At 61.3% G+C, this 12,970-nt stretch carries 15 protein-coding genes; 6 read left to right on the top strand and 9 right to left on the bottom strand.

Annotated elements, in window-relative coordinates; translation table 11 throughout:
* Positions 1-234: 234 nt before the first annotated feature.
* Positions 235-1,023, bottom strand: a complete 789-nt coding sequence (locus tag PAF20_RS03775; protein ID WP_271072409.1) for a hypothetical protein — start codon at positions 1,021-1,023, stop codon at positions 235-237.
* A gap of 92 nt (positions 1,024-1,115) precedes the next feature.
* Here PAF20_RS03775 and PAF20_RS03770 point away from each other — a divergent pair, with 92 nt between their 5' ends.
* Together PAF20_RS03770 and PAF20_RS03765 are read left to right on the top strand one after the other, a co-directional pair.
* Positions 1,116-2,963, top strand: coding sequence for an ABC-F family ATP-binding cassette domain-containing protein (locus PAF20_RS03770; RefSeq protein WP_271073250.1), 1,848 nt, complete (start codon positions 1,116-1,118; stop codon positions 2,961-2,963).
* Positions 2,964-3,114: 151 nt separating this feature from the next.
* Positions 3,115-3,858: a MipA/OmpV family protein gene (locus PAF20_RS03765; RefSeq protein WP_271072408.1), complete on the top strand. Its 744-nt coding sequence runs from the start codon at positions 3,115-3,117 to the stop codon at positions 3,856-3,858.
* Positions 3,859-3,922: 64 nt separating this feature from the next.
* On the opposite strand, the gene PAF20_RS03760 is transcribed toward PAF20_RS03765, so the two are convergent.
* Positions 3,923-4,234, bottom strand: a complete 312-nt coding sequence (locus PAF20_RS03760) for a hypothetical protein (protein WP_271072407.1) — start codon at positions 4,232-4,234, stop codon at positions 3,923-3,925.
* 143 nt (positions 4,235-4,377) lie between these two features.
* Positions 4,378-5,136, bottom strand: coding sequence for a GNAT family N-acetyltransferase (locus tag PAF20_RS03755; RefSeq protein WP_271072406.1), 759 nt, complete (start codon positions 5,134-5,136; stop codon positions 4,378-4,380).
* Between the two features lie 73 nt (positions 5,137-5,209).
* Here PAF20_RS03755 and msrB point away from each other — a divergent pair, with 73 nt between their 5' ends.
* A complete protein-coding gene (msrB, locus tag PAF20_RS03750; RefSeq protein ID WP_271072405.1) occupies positions 5,210-5,599 on the top strand; it encodes a peptide-methionine (R)-S-oxide reductase MsrB in 390 nt (129 codons plus the stop codon).
* A 143-nt stretch (positions 5,600-5,742) separates the two neighbouring features.
* Entirely contained in the window at positions 5,743-6,624 is an 882-nt protein-coding gene (locus PAF20_RS03745) for a formate/nitrite transporter family protein (protein WP_271072404.1), read from the top strand.
* Here the strand turns inward: PAF20_RS03745 and PAF20_RS03740 are convergent.
* Together PAF20_RS03740 and PAF20_RS03735 are read right to left on the bottom strand one after the other, a co-directional pair.
* Positions 6,615-7,769 (bottom strand): AI-2E family transporter, encoded by a 1,155-nt coding sequence (locus PAF20_RS03740; RefSeq protein ID WP_271072403.1) that lies wholly within the window; start codon positions 7,767-7,769, stop codon positions 6,615-6,617. The genes PAF20_RS03745 and PAF20_RS03740 overlap by 10 nt on opposite strands.
* Before the next feature lie 73 nt (positions 7,770-7,842).
* The gene (locus PAF20_RS03735) at positions 7,843-8,289 is read right to left on the bottom strand and encodes an outer membrane protein assembly factor BamE (RefSeq protein ID WP_271072402.1); all 447 of its coding nucleotides are present in this window, start codon (positions 8,287-8,289) and stop codon (positions 7,843-7,845) included.
* A 120-nt stretch (positions 8,290-8,409) separates the two neighbouring features.
* On the opposite strand from PAF20_RS03735, the gene PAF20_RS03730 reads away from it, so the two are divergent.
* Positions 8,410-8,943 carry a YceD family protein gene (locus PAF20_RS03730; RefSeq protein ID WP_271072401.1) on the top strand — a complete coding sequence of 178 codons (534 nt, stop codon included), beginning with the start codon at positions 8,410-8,412 and terminating at the stop codon, positions 8,941-8,943.
* A gap of 9 nt (positions 8,944-8,952) precedes the next feature.
* Here the strand turns inward: PAF20_RS03730 and rnhA are convergent, their stop codons facing one another.
* The 4 genes from rnhA to ispH are packed head-to-tail and all read right to left on the bottom strand — an operon-like array spanning position 8,953 to position 11,645.
* Positions 8,953-9,405 carry a ribonuclease HI gene (gene rnhA, locus PAF20_RS03725; RefSeq protein ID WP_271072400.1) on the bottom strand — a complete coding sequence of 151 codons (453 nt, stop codon included), beginning with the start codon at positions 9,403-9,405 and terminating at the stop codon, positions 8,953-8,955.
* Between the two features lie 40 nt (positions 9,406-9,445).
* Positions 9,446-10,048 (bottom strand): LysE family translocator, encoded by a 603-nt coding sequence (locus PAF20_RS03720; protein WP_271072399.1) that lies wholly within the window; start codon positions 10,046-10,048, stop codon positions 9,446-9,448.
* The gene (locus PAF20_RS03715) at positions 10,045-10,650 is read right to left on the bottom strand and encodes a glutathione S-transferase family protein (RefSeq protein WP_271072398.1); all 606 of its coding nucleotides are present in this window, start codon (positions 10,648-10,650) and stop codon (positions 10,045-10,047) included. Before PAF20_RS03715 ends, PAF20_RS03720 begins: the two co-directional genes overlap by 4 nt.
* A gap of 38 nt (positions 10,651-10,688) precedes the next feature.
* Entirely contained in the window at positions 10,689-11,645 is a 957-nt protein-coding gene (ispH, locus tag PAF20_RS03710) for a 4-hydroxy-3-methylbut-2-enyl diphosphate reductase (protein ID WP_271073249.1), read from the bottom strand.
* A 100-nt stretch (positions 11,646-11,745) separates the two neighbouring features.
* Here ispH and PAF20_RS03705 point away from each other — a divergent pair, with 100 nt between their 5' ends.
* Entirely contained in the window at positions 11,746-12,921 is a 1,176-nt protein-coding gene (locus tag PAF20_RS03705) for a PQQ-dependent sugar dehydrogenase (protein ID WP_271072397.1), read from the top strand.
* Positions 12,922-12,970: the final 49 nt, after the last annotated feature.

The raw sequence follows: 12,970 nt of genomic DNA, 5'->3' as shown, positions 1-12,970 counted from the left end.
TCACGGGTGCGGAATGTTGAAAAGCCGTATCCGGGGCATCCGGGCGCTGTATTTATTCTGTAAATAACGCGTCCATATTCTGTATATACATTGTCGGGACGCTAGGAATATCCGCCATTTTCCTGCCGTGCCTTTGATTCCCAGATCCCGGTCAAAAATAATCACGACATCATCAGAAAGAAGAAAACTTCGCGAATAATCATCCAGCAATGCCGTATAGGCGCAATTCTTCTGTCAGGCTTCGGGATGTTCCGCGTCTTCCAGCTCGGCGGCAAAGCCGCTCGCAAGCGCATGGGCGGCCATAATATCGTAATCAACAAAGCTATCGCGCAAGGACAGAGGGTTCTGACGATAGTAACTGCTGGTCAGGCTTGCCGGATCAGCTTCGACGCGAATGAACTCCAGCACATCTGCCAGTTTCGCAGGATCGTTCAGGTCCCGATAATCCAGAGCCATGTTCCTGCGGGGCCTTTTTGCTTTCAGGTCCGCGAAATGGTCACGAAGCTGACGGTCGAGCTTGACGGTCAGGTCGAACAGCTTGGGGTCGAAGCGGACCACGGCGTTGTCCCCGGGTGCGGCATCCGGTTGAAATTTCGTATAGCTGCCGGTGTCTAACGCACGCTGCAGCGACAGGTATTTGCGGATGGGGTTGCGGAAAAGGAATATCTTCTGCCAGTGGCGCGAACGCAGCGTCTGCTTGCCGATCCCACGCGCATAGATCCGGTCGAGGAATTCCTTGAACCCGAATACAGGCTTTTCACAATGCGCCATGAGCAGGGCAAGATAGCCATGCGGATCGGCATCGCGCAGGGCGGTATCGGAGCGGGCAAAGCCGACCTGCCGGCGCAGCCAGGGCGGCAATTCGACCGCGTTGGGTTTGAACAGCTCACCCAGACAGGTGACATCGGGTGCGCTGCCCAGCAGTGATGCAAGGTGGTAAGAGCCGCTGCGCGGTTGCGTCACGATCATGAAGCGGGCGCGATGGCCGGATTTGCCGAATTCGAACGGAGCATCATCGTTCATGCTGGCGGCTGCGCCTCAACTTATGGATTCCAGCCGGTGATAGGCGTCGAGGGGCATTGACGCAACCGGGCGGCTGCGTCATGGCAGCGCCTATGCTGCGTATTGACGACATATCCTATTCCATCGCGGGCCGCCCGCTGTTCGAAAATGCCTCTGCCACGATCCCCGAGGGCCATAAGGTCGGGCTGGTCGGGCCGAACGGGGCCGGCAAGACGACTCTGTTCAAGCTGATCCGGGGTGAACTGGGGCTGGATGGCGGGGCGATCAGCCTGCCGCCGCGTGCGAAAATCGGCGGCGTGGCGCAGGAAGCGCCGGGGACAGACCGCTCGGTGCTGGACACGGTTCTGGATGCGGATACCGAACGGGCCGCGCTGATGGCAGAGGCCGAGGCTGCGACCGATCCGGCGCGCATTGCAGACGTCCAGATGCGGCTGGCCGATATTGATGCGTGGTCGGCAGAGGCGCGGGCCTCGACCATCCTGAAAGGGCTTGGCTTCAGCGATGCCGATCAGCAGCGTCCAAGCGCGGATTTCTCTGGCGGCTGGCGGATGCGGATTGCATTGGCAGGCGTGCTGTTCGCGCAGCCTGACCTGCTGCTGCTGGACGAGCCGACGAACTATCTGGATCTGGAAGGGGCGCTGTGGCTGGAAAGCTATCTGGCGCGCTATCCCTATACCGTCATTGTGATCAGCCATGACCGCGGCCTGCTGAACCGCGCCGTCGGCCATATCCTGCATTTGGAGGAGCGGCGGCTGAATCTGTACACGGGCGGCTACGATACCTTTGCCAAGACGCGGGCGGAACGCCGTGCGGTGCAGGCAGCGCAGGCCAAGAAACAGGATGCGCGGCGGGCGCATCTGCAAAGTTTCGTGGACCGCTTCCGCGCCAAGGCCAGCAAGGCCAAGCAGGCACAGGCCCGCATCAAGATGATCGAGAAGATGGAGCCGATCACCGCGCCGGAAGAGGCCAAGTTCCACCGCTTCACCTTCCCCGCACCAGAGGCCCTGTCGCCGCCGATCATCGCGATGGAGGGTGTCAGCGTCGGATATGGCGAGCGCGCCGTGCTGCGGGGCCTGAACCTGCGGATTGATCAGGACGACCGGATCGCGCTTCTGGGCCGCAACGGTCAGGGCAAATCGACACTGTCGAAGCTGCTGGCGGAAAAGCTGGTGCCGATGGACGGGCAGATCACACGCTCGGGCAAGTTGCGGGTGGGTTATTTCGCGCAGCATCAGGTGGATGAGCTGGTGCTGGGGGAAACGCCGCTGGATCATATCCGGCGCCTGCGTCCCGATGAGGCGCCTCCAAAGCTGCGGGCGCGGCTGGCGGGATTCGGGCTGATGGAGGCGCAGGCCGAAACGCAGGTCGGGCGGCTGTCGGGCGGGCAGAAGGCGCGCCTGTCGCTGCTGATCGCCACCATCGACGCCCCGCATATCCTGATCCTCGACGAACCGACGAACCATCTGGATATCGAAAGCCGCGAAGCTTTGACCGAGGCACTCAACGATTATACCGGCGCGGTGGTGCTGGTCAGTCACGACATGCACCTGCTGTCGCTGGTGGCCGAACGGCTGTGGCTGGTCGATCAGGGCGGCGTCACGCCTTGGCAGGGCGATCTTGACGATTACCGCGCCATGCTGCTGGCATCGCCCGAGGACAAACCGGCCAGGCCCGCCCCTGCCCCAAAACCCAAACGCGCCAGCCGCGATGAAATCCTGGAGCTGCGGGCCGAAGTTCGCAAATCCGAGGCGCGGGTCGAAAAGCTGACCGAGATGCTGGACAAGATCAGCGAGAAAATGGCCGATCCCGACCTCTATGATAAGCCCGTCGAGGTCGAAAAATGGGGGCGCAAACATGCCGAAGCCTCTGACGCAATGGTCCGTGCAGAAGCGCTGTGGATGGAGGCGTTGGAACGTTTGGAACAGGCCGAGCGCGGCTGATTTCCGCCTACCGTCAAATGCATGTGGCCATAGAGTCACGGACACATCACAGTCATGTGTAAAACCCGTGAGCCATGCTTGATTTCATTTGGCTTGGTTGGCATGGCAACATTCTGAAGCCACCGAGCAAATTCATTCTCAGGACCCGCATATGAAAATCACCCTTCCGCTGATCGTCGCCGCCGCTTTCGCCGCAACTTCGCCGGTCTATGCGCAGGATCTAGCGGGTCAGAGCGTTTCCGTCGATGTGGGCGTGGGCGCATCTTACAAGCCGACCTATCCGGGATCCGACGAGCATGAGACCTCTCCTTGGCTGATCTTTCGCAACCTGAAGATCGGCGATGGCAGCGGGCGTGACCGTGATGGTTTTTCGATCACCCCAAGCTTCGACATGATCGGGCCGCGTGACCGCGACGACGATGACCGCCTGACCGGTGTGCATGAAATCGACCGCGCCTATGAACTGGGCGCGAAGGTGACTTATCGCGCCGGCCCGGTGCAGGCCTATGGCACGCTGCGCAAGGGTTTCGGCGGCCATGACGGGCTGACGGGTGACATTGGCGCGAAATACCGCCTGGACACGAATGACAAGTTTACGCTCTGGGCTGGCCTGTCGGCTGGCTATGGCGATGACGAGTTCAACGAAACCTATTTCGGCATAACGGATGAGGACGCCGCGCGCACGAATTATAACGCCTACACACCGGGCGGCGGGTTCAATACGGCCTCTGCCTCGCTGGAGGGGCGCTATCACCTGACGCCGAATACCTCGATCCTTGGTGAGGTGAGATATTCGCGAATCATCGGCGATGCGGCTGACAGCCCGATCGTGCTGGATGAGGTGCAGCCTTCGGTTCGTCTGGGCATCGTGCGGACGCTGAATTTCGGCTTCTGATCCGATCCGTAGATAATTGAGTTCGGGGGCGGCGGGACCGCCCCTTTTTCATGCGAAAATGGACTTAGCGCGCCTGCCCAACCGCCAATAGCGCCGCAAGAAGCCAGACGAGCGCGAGGGACGGCATCATCGCTATGGCGCCCGCAAGCGGCCAGACCTTGCCCGTATCAAGCAGCACGATCAGCCAGATCGAGGCAGGCAGCATCAGCAGCAGACCGGGAAGCGTGCCGGGTTGAATGCGGCGCGACCAGAGCGAGGCTGCGGCCTGGGCCAACGCATTGGCGGCGAGCGCCCCCGCTGCCATCGCGCCAAGTTCGGGCACTGACATGGCAAGCGACAAAAAGAGCAAGGCGGGCACGGCCAAGCTGACGATCATCATTGCGATCCGTCGGATGCGATGCACGGTTTGTTTGTCATCACGCCTGAGGAATGGCGGAACCGGGGGGCCGCCGCCGCGAAGCTCGGCAAAGTTCTGGAGAAGAAAAGCTGCGCTCAGGACCAGTGCCGCCAGAAGCGTCATCAGCCAGACACGCCGCGCAGAAGCTTTTGTCGTGCGGGTGGGATGGCGGCGATTTCCAGTCCGGTGAAAACGTGGATCGTGCCAAGTTGGTCATCCACGACCGCATGATCGCTGACCCAGCCGCCCATGATCAGGTAGCTGCGCAGCAACGGCGGCAGCCCCGCCTGTGCGCGGCGCAGGTCGGGCTTTTTGCGGCGAAGGGCACTGGCGAATCTGAAGACCTTGGGCGCTTTGACACGCGGCAGCCAGCGGCGCGGGGCAAGGTGACGTTCTTTCAGAAGCGCGAAAGCATCGGCATAGCCGTTGGTTTCGGTGCCCATGAAAGAAGAGCAACCGAACAGAAGCTGGATTTTGTTATCGTCGACAAAGCGCGTCATCGCACCCCATGCGACGCGCAGGATGTCAGGATCCGAATGCTGAGGATGGATGCAGAAGCGGCCCATTTCGACCATCGGGCCGGAAAAATCACGCAGCTTTCGCAGGTCATAGAAGCCCGCGGAGTAGCTGTTTTCGATCTCTGATCCGTCGGCCAGCAGCATGAAACGAAAGGTCGCCAGAAGCTGCCCGGTTTTCTGATCCTCGATCAGGACATGTCTGCAGGCCGCGTCATATTCGTCAGCATCGAGCGAGGTGGTATCCTCTGCCACGGCACGGGCTCCGATAAAGGCCAGCCAACGCAGGCGCTGCGCGGCCATCAGGTCATCGCCGTTCCGGGCAAGGCGGGCGATGTAGCGCCCCTTCCTGAGCATCATATCCATAACTCCGCCGCCGCAATCTTGTCAGTTTTCGCCATAATCCTATCTTGTAACGATGACGCAACAGGAGAGTTCAATGCCGAAGGTTCAGAAAACCGATGCCGAATGGCGCGCACAGCTGAGCGATGAGGAATATTTCGTGACGCGGCAGGCCGGAACAGAGCGTCCCTTTTCCCATCAGGGCTTCCCGGAGGGCGAAGGTTATTTCGCCTGCGTCTGTTGCGGTGCCCCGCTGTTCACGCAGAATGCCAAATTCGAAAGCCATTGCGGCTGGCCCAGCTTTTCCGCACCGGGCGGCGAGATCGACGAGCATGTCGATGAAAGCCACGGCATGCGCCGGACCGAGGTGCGCTGCCATGAATGCGACGCGCATCTGGGCCATGTCTTCCCTGATGGGCCACCGCCGACCGGTCTGCGCTATTGCATCAACGGGGTGGCGATCCGGTTCGTGCCTGAAGCGGCATGAGCCTGCGGCCCCGGGGGCGCTGCCCCCGGACCCCCGAGGTATTTGTGCACCAAAGACGATCAGGAAGCACGCGGGCCTGAACCTTGGACGTGCGTGGTTGTGCGGACCGCGCTAGCATGTCCCGACACGGGGGAGTATGCCGGATGGCTGAACATTACGAGGCGAAGCATCATCACTCCGAGCGTGAAGATACCAGTCTGGATGCGTCCGCAGAGGACAAGCAGGACGCGGCCGACAACCACAGCCTGAGCCCGGTATCGGTTTATATCGTCGTGCATGAAGAGGGCATGGAGGAGTTGCGCCGTCCCGCCAAGTCGCTTTGGTGGTCCGGTGTCGCGGCGGGGATCGCCATTTCGGCATCGGTGCTGGCGGAGGGGATCCTGCACACGATTTTTCTGGATCATCCTTACCGCGTGGCAATCGAAAATCTGGGATATACGGTTGGCTTCGTGCTGGTGATCCTCGGGCGGTTGCAACTGTTTACCGAGAATACCATCACCGCGATTCTGCCGCTGCTGTCGCGGCCCAGCCGGGAGATGGCGTGGTGCACAGCGCGGCTGTGGGCGATCGTGTTCCTTGCCAATATGGCGGGCACTTTGGGTGCCGCGATGATGACGCTCTGGGTTCGGACGGTTCCGCCAGATTACGCGGAAGGGATGATGGCAATTTCCGCCCATTATGGCGAGTTGAGTGCCTGGGATGCCTTTGTGCGTGGCACGCCTGCGGGGTTCTTTGTGGCGGCAATCGTGTGGATGTTGCCCTCGGCGCGGGCATCGGCGATTTTTGTCATCATGATGTTCACCTATCTTATCGCGATGGGCGACTTCACGCATGTGATTGCCGGTTCAACCGAGTTGTTCCTGTTGCTGCTGGATGGGCAGCTTGGCATGGGCCATGCATTGGCGCTGCTGTTTGTGACGCTGGCGGGTAATATTGTGGGCGGCACAGGGCTGTTTGCCGTGCTGGCCTATGGCCAGGTGGCCGATGAGCTGGACGATGAGGCGCAAGCGGCCGATCAGCCCTGATCGGCCTGCGGCTGGTGATCATCGGGCAGTTCGTCGCCAAGCACGCCTTCGATATAGAGCCGCTGAACGAGGATCATGGCGACAACCATCAGCGGTGCCGCGACAAGGATACCCGGCAAGCCGAACAGCACGCCGAAACCGATCACACCGAAGATCGTCATGACCGGCGGCAACCCGGCCGCGCGACGCTGGATGAGTGGCATGATGACATTGCCCTCCACCTGCTGGATCGCGATGAACAGGAGCAGCACATAGAAGGCATCACGTGGCCCCTGCGTCAGCGAGAACAGCACTGCCGGGATACCGGCAAGAAACGGGCCGATAAAGGGGATCGCGTTGGTCAGACCGGCGATGATGCCCAGCACAAGTGCGAGCGGAATGCCCAGCAGCCATAGCCCCAGGCCGGTCATCGCGGCGACGATCAGCATGTCTATGGATTGTCCGGCGAGCCAGCTCCACAATTTGTCGCCGATCTCTCGCATGATGTCATGGGCTTCATCGCGGTGGCCAATCGGGACCAGACGCAGGACACCGTCAATATAGGGCTTTGGATGCAAGGCCAGGAAGATCGCGGTGATACAGACCAGAACGAGATTGGCGACGCCGCCGATGACAGCATTTACCGTGCCGCGGACGACGCCGAAGATGCCGGTGAAGGATTCCGCAGTGGCGCGCATCCCGCCACCTGTCTGCCCGCTGCGCTGATCCGGTGGCGTCGCCCCGCCTTCGGTCGTTCGCTCAAAGAGAAAATTGCCGATGGCAGAGCTGTTGATCCAGTCGGTGACCTGCTGCCAGGCCTCTGGGATGGCGGCGAAAAGCTGACGCATCTGCTGGGTGATCTGCGGACCGGCATTGATGATCAGCAGAATGACAGCCAGAAGGACGATACCGATCACCAGAAAGACCGATATGTTCCGCGAAATTTTCAGGTAGCGCGTCACATAGCCCGCCGTCTTGTGCAGCGCGATGGCAAGCAGGATGGCCGCGAAACCCATCAGCAGAACGAATGACAGCTTCCAGATCACGACGAATGTGATTGCCACGGCAAAAGTCGTCAGGATCGTCGGCAGCGGCACGGGGCGCCGGGAAACAGTCAGACTGGCCGAGGGATCGTGGGCCTCGATGGGTTCGCGGGCGTCAGGCACTTCATCCTCCGGGCAAATGGATGGGACGAGCTTGTCCGGTTTTCAGCCTTTGCGAAAGCCCACGATCACGCCCCTAGTCCCCTCCCAACACACCTGCCGGGTTAAAGTTGCCGATATTGCCGAGAAGCTGACGAATCAGGCTGATCGAGGTCACGTTCGAATCGGTCACGCGGCGTGACAGCACGACGACGCGCCCCTGTTCCAAACCGAAACGTTCGATATTAGAGACGGTGCCATCGGGCATGAAATGAACAGCGACCACCTGACGGTCGACTTCCTGCGGCCGCAGCGCACCGAAGTGACGCCAGCGTGAGCCGACATAATACCATGACGATCCGGCCAGCAGACCCTGCGATCCGGGCCTGCCAATCATGCTTTCAAGCTCAAACTGGCTCGTCTGACCGACCTGAACGAGCGCCAGATCGGTTTCGGGCGGGACATAGCCGTGATGGCGATAAACCGGCGCACAGCCGGCGGCAAAAATCGTCAGCGCAAAAACAACGATGCGGATCGATAACATATGTGGTCTTTCCCGCCAGATGCACGGCCCCGGTTGACGCCGCCTGAACGGCTTAGCAAACTCGGCCGGTGCGCTCAAGAAGTTCACGGTCTAGTGTCAGGAATCCATTCGGAAAGGCTTATGTCGGAAGGCAGTCCCATACCCCAGAGACTTCGCGTCGCGCATCTGTCGCCCAGTCGCGACAATGAATTCGATATTGATCCTGATGCTGCGGCGCGCGACCGCATTGCGGCCCGGATGGATCTGATCGCCCTGCCTCAGTTGCGCTTCACCGGCAATGTCCGCGCGTCGGGTGCAGATGACTGGGCGCTGTCAGGCAAGCTGGTGGCGAAGGTCGTGCAGCCCTGCGCGATTACGCTCGATCCGGTTGAGACGGACATTTCCGAAGATGTTTCGCTGATCTTTTCACACCATGTGAGTTCCCCTGATGAGGAGGAGGTCGAGATGGGCGATGAAAGCCTGGAGCCGCTTGGCCAGTGGATTCAGCTTGGCGATATCGCGTTGGAGGCGTTGGCCCTTGCCCTGCCCGTACGGCCGATCGCGCCGGGGGCCGAGATGCCGGAAGAAGCGACCGACGATGACGGTGCCGATGAAGAAGAATCGCGCAAGCCCTTTGCGGGGCTGGCCGATCTGATGAAGGGCAGCAAGGAATAGAGGTTTCCGTCAGGGCTTGAAGGGCGCCATGCCCGCCCGCGCCAGTTCATCGGCGCGTTCGTTTTCCGGGTGGCCGGCATGGCCCTTGATCCATTCCCAGGTCACATTGTGGCGGGCCTGAGCCGCATCAAGCCGCTGCCACAGGTCGACATTCTTCACCGGCTTTTTGTCAGCGGTTTTCCAGCCATTCCGCTTCCAGCCATGAATCCAGTTGGTGACGCCGTTCTTTACATAGGCCGAATCGGTGGTGATGGTGATCGCCGAGGCCCGCGTCAGGGTTTCAAGCGCCGTGATGGCGGCCATCAGTTCCATGCGGTTATTGGTGGTGTCGGCCTCGCCCCCGGACAGCTCGCGTTCCTTGGCGATGTCGCTGCCCTTCATGGCGCGCATCAGAACACCCCAGCCTCCGGGGCCGGGATTGCCGGAGCAGGCCCCGTCGGTCCATGCGTAAAGTTCGTTCATGCGCGGGCTTCTAGACGATGCCCGCGCCGGGGGGAAGCGGTCAGGCGCGCTCTGTCGCGAGTTTCAGGCCGAGAAGCGCGAAGCTTGCCGCGAAGGCGCGGCGCAGCCAGTTCATTGCCGTTTCGCTGGCCAGCACCCGCTGGCGACCGGTCGCGGCAAGCGCGACATAGCCCATGAAAACCGCGAAGGTCATGCCCGTGAAGCCTGCGCCCAGTTGCAGCAGCATCCACGTTCCCGCCCCTTCCGGCATGAATTGCGGGATGAAGGCCATGAAGAACAAGGGCAGCTTCGGATTCAGGATGTTCAGAAGGACGCCGCGGCGAATCAGTTGGGCGGCTGGTGCGGGCTCTGCCGGGCGGACGGACAGGCCTCCGTGGTCGCGCAGGACCGCCCATGCCATCCACAGCAGGTATGCAACCCCGGCGAATTTGATGATCTGAAACAGGATCGCACTTGTGTGCAGGACCGCCGCAAGACCCGCCATGGCGACGACCATATGGATCACGGTGGCAATCGTGCAGCCGGTGGCGGCCCAGAAACCCGCGCGAAACCCGCCGCCGAGCGTGGTCGAAAGCGTATAAACGACGCCGATACCGGGTGCGAGGCACACGATGAAGGCGGTCAGCAGATAATCCCAACTCATTCAAGCAATCCCTTATATCCTGGCAGCGCGGAAATACGCGCGATCCAGCGATTGATGCCCGGAAAGCGGCTCATGTCAAATCCGCCGCGTTCGCCTGCAGTATGGGTGTATGCGTAAAGGCAGATATCGGCGAGGCTTATGGCCCCGCCCGCCAACCAGTCATGGTCGGACAGCCGGTCTTCCATCACCTGCAAGATCTCGTGGCCACGGTCCAGCAATTCCGAAAGGCGTTCCGGGGTGGCAAGGTGGCGACGGCGTGGATAGTGCTGAATGCCGGCGCGCACTGCGATCACCCCCTCATGCGCGTTCTGTTCCCAGAACATCCACGCAAGCATTTCCGCGTGATCGAACGGGTCGGCGGGAACAAATTCTGTCCCGCGGCCCAGAAAATGCAGAATTGCGTTGGATTCGGGCAAAAGTCGACCGTCATCCAGCTCAAGTACTGGGGCCTTGCCAAAGGGCAGGCGTCCGGTCTGCTTGGCATCCGCCAGAGCGGGTGAATCATCCTCGACAGAAACAATATGCGCATCACGCCCCAGCAGCGCGAGCAGCAGCCTCACCTTAAAGGAGTTGCCGGAAGACGGCATGGAATAGAGCTTCATCTTTCCCTCATCACAAAAACGAGGGCGATAAGGCCCGATCAGGCGGATTCACGCAAGACGCGCGGCACCTTGAACTCGACATTTTCCTGCGCGGTTTCGACAATCTCGACCGTCACATCGAACCGGGCGCGGAAGGCGTCGATGACTTCGTTGATCAGCACTTCAGGTGCACTGGCGCCGGCTGTCACACCAACGGCGCGGATGCCCTGCATCGCACGCCAGTCGATTTCATTCGCACGCATCACAAGCTGCGAATAATCGCAACCGGCGGCCTTTCCGACCTCGACCAGACGGCGCGAATTGGAACTGTTCGGCGCGCCGATCACGAGAAGAGCGTCGATCCTGGGCGCGACCGCCTTGACCGCGGCCTGCCTGTTGGTGGTGGCGTAGCAGATATCCTCTTTCGCTGGGCCGATAATGGCCGGGAAGCGTGCCTGAAGTGCGGCGACGATGGCGGCGGTATCATCGACCGAAAGGGTGGTCTGCGTGATAAAGGCCAATTGATCCGGGTCGCGCGGGGTGATCGCGGCGACATCTTCGACGGTTTCGACCAGCAGAACCTCTCCAGCCGGCAGCTGGCCCATCGTGCCCAACACCTCAGGGTGGCCGGCATGGCCGATCATCACCATCTGCAGGCCGGCGGCGTGGTGACGCTCGGCCTCTACATGGACCTTGCTGACCAGCGGACAGGTGGCATCGACAAAGACCATCTCGCGCCGCCGCGCCTCGGCAGGGACAGCCTTCGGCACGCCATGGGCCGAGAAGATCACCGGGCGGTCGTCGGGGCATTCGTCCAACTCCTCGACAAAGACCGCGCCCTTTTCGCGCAGCCCGTCGACGACGAATTTATTATGCACGATCTCGTGACGCACATAGACCGGCGCACCCCATTTCTGCAGCGCCATTTCGACGATCTTGATGGCGCGGTCTACGCCCGCGCAGAAACCGCGCGGCGCGGCGAGGTATAGCGTCAGAGGGGGCTTTGTCTGGTCCATGCCTGCGACGTAACCCGCCGGGCCGGGAAAATCCAGTGGACCCGAAGCCTGCGCCGCGCGTTGTGAAAACAAGCCGAACCGTCTGAAAAGGAGATTCGAGATGAGATTTTTGCTGAGCACCGCTGTCGCGCTGATCGCGGCCCCTGCTTTGGCCGATCCCGTACCTCAGGGCGCCGCGAATACCGATTTTCAGCCCGCATTCGAAGGGCAGACCCGCGCCAAGGCGATGAACAGCGGCGTGACGCTGCAGGTCGAGCCCGTGATCGAGGGACTGGAGCATCCCTGGGCGGTGGAACTGCTGCCCGAAAACGCCGCGTTGATCACCGAACGTCCGGGACGGCTGAAATACTATTCCGGCGGCAGCGTGACCGATGTGACCGGCATCCCCGAGGTGGATGAGCGCGGACAGGGCGGGTTGCTGGATGTGGCGCTGTCGCCTGATTTCGCGGAAAGCCGGGTGATTTTCCTGTCCTATGCCGAGCCGCGCGATGGCGGCAATGGCACCACCGTCGCCCGGATGGTGCTGGCAGAGGATGGCGCGTCCGTCAGTGATGTGCAGGTGATCTTCCGCCAGACGCCGACCTATGACGGCGACAAGCACTATGGCAGCCGGATCGTACCTGCGGGAGATGGATCCCTGTTTGTGACGCTGGGAGAGCGGTCCGACACGCCGATCCGCGACTCTGCGCAGGAGATGGACAACCATCTGGGCAAGCTGGTTCGCATCATGCCGGATGGTTCTGTCCCGTCCGACAATCCCTTTGTTGGCAGCGAGGGTGTGCAGCCAGAAATCTATGCAAGTGGTCTGCGCAATGTGCAGGCGGCGACGCTGGACGGCTCGGGCCAGCTTTGGACGATTGAACATGGCCCGCGTGGTGGGGATGAATTGAACAAGCCGGAAGCCGGGCTGAATTACGGCTGGCCGGTGATCTCTTACGGGATCGACTATGGCGGCGGGCCGATCAATGGCGGAATCGCCGTGCAGGACGGGATGGAGCAGCCAGTCTATTACTGGGATCCCGTGATCGCTCCGTCAGGTGCAGATTTCTATGAAGGCAGCCTGTTTGGCGACTGGCAGGGTGATCTGCTGATCGGCGCAATGAGCCCGCCGGGCCTGGTCCGCCTGTCGCTTGAAGGCGAGCGCGTTACGGGCGAAGAGCGGTTTGACCCCGGCATCGGGCGTATCCGTGACGTGAAGGTCGCGGGTGATGGCACGATCTGGGTCGTCACGGATGAGGATGATGGCGGGCTTTATCGGCTTTCACCCGAAGCCTAGGACCCGGATGAATTGACGAAAGGCGCCCGCCGGGCCTCCTCATTCAGCC

The sequence above is a fragment of the Paracoccus albus genome, assembly GCF_027913035.1.
Classification (GTDB): Bacteria; Pseudomonadota; Alphaproteobacteria; order Rhodobacterales; family Rhodobacteraceae; genus Paracoccus; species Paracoccus albus.
Note: the sequence above shows the minus strand (reverse complement) of the source record. Positions and strands in the feature narration are given on the sequence as shown.

Excerpts from the sequence above, each read along its gene's own strand:
- PAF20_RS03775 (WP_271072409.1), bottom strand. The coding sequence starts at position 1,023 with ATGAACGATGATGCTCCGTTCGAATTCGGCAAATCCGGCCATCGCGCC.
- PAF20_RS03770 (WP_271073250.1), top strand. The coding sequence starts at position 1,116 with ATGCTGCGTATTGACGACATATCCTATTCCATCGCGGGCCGCCCGCTG.
- PAF20_RS03765 (WP_271072408.1), top strand. The coding sequence starts at position 3,115 with ATGAAAATCACCCTTCCGCTGATCGTCGCCGCCGCTTTCGCCGCAACT.
- PAF20_RS03760 (WP_271072407.1), bottom strand. The coding sequence starts at position 4,234 with ATGATCGTCAGCTTGGCCGTGCCCGCCTTGCTCTTTTTGTCGCTTGCC.
- PAF20_RS03755 (WP_271072406.1), bottom strand. The coding sequence starts at position 5,136 with ATGGATATGATGCTCAGGAAGGGGCGCTACATCGCCCGCCTTGCCCGG.
- msrB (WP_271072405.1), top strand. The coding sequence starts at position 5,210 with ATGCCGAAGGTTCAGAAAACCGATGCCGAATGGCGCGCACAGCTGAGC.
- PAF20_RS03745 (WP_271072404.1), top strand. The coding sequence starts at position 5,743 with ATGGCTGAACATTACGAGGCGAAGCATCATCACTCCGAGCGTGAAGAT.
- PAF20_RS03735 (WP_271072402.1), bottom strand. The coding sequence starts at position 8,289 with ATGTTATCGATCCGCATCGTTGTTTTTGCGCTGACGATTTTTGCCGCC.
- PAF20_RS03730 (WP_271072401.1), top strand. The coding sequence starts at position 8,410 with ATGTCGGAAGGCAGTCCCATACCCCAGAGACTTCGCGTCGCGCATCTG.
- rnhA (WP_271072400.1), bottom strand. The coding sequence starts at position 9,405 with ATGAACGAACTTTACGCATGGACCGACGGGGCCTGCTCCGGCAATCCC.
- PAF20_RS03720 (WP_271072399.1), bottom strand. The coding sequence starts at position 10,048 with ATGAGTTGGGATTATCTGCTGACCGCCTTCATCGTGTGCCTCGCACCC.
- PAF20_RS03715 (WP_271072398.1), bottom strand. The coding sequence starts at position 10,650 with ATGAAGCTCTATTCCATGCCGTCTTCCGGCAACTCCTTTAAGGTGAGG.
- ispH (WP_271073249.1), bottom strand. The coding sequence starts at position 11,645 with ATGGACCAGACAAAGCCCCCTCTGACGCTATACCTCGCCGCGCCGCGC.
- PAF20_RS03705 (WP_271072397.1), top strand. The coding sequence starts at position 11,746 with ATGAGATTTTTGCTGAGCACCGCTGTCGCGCTGATCGCGGCCCCTGCT.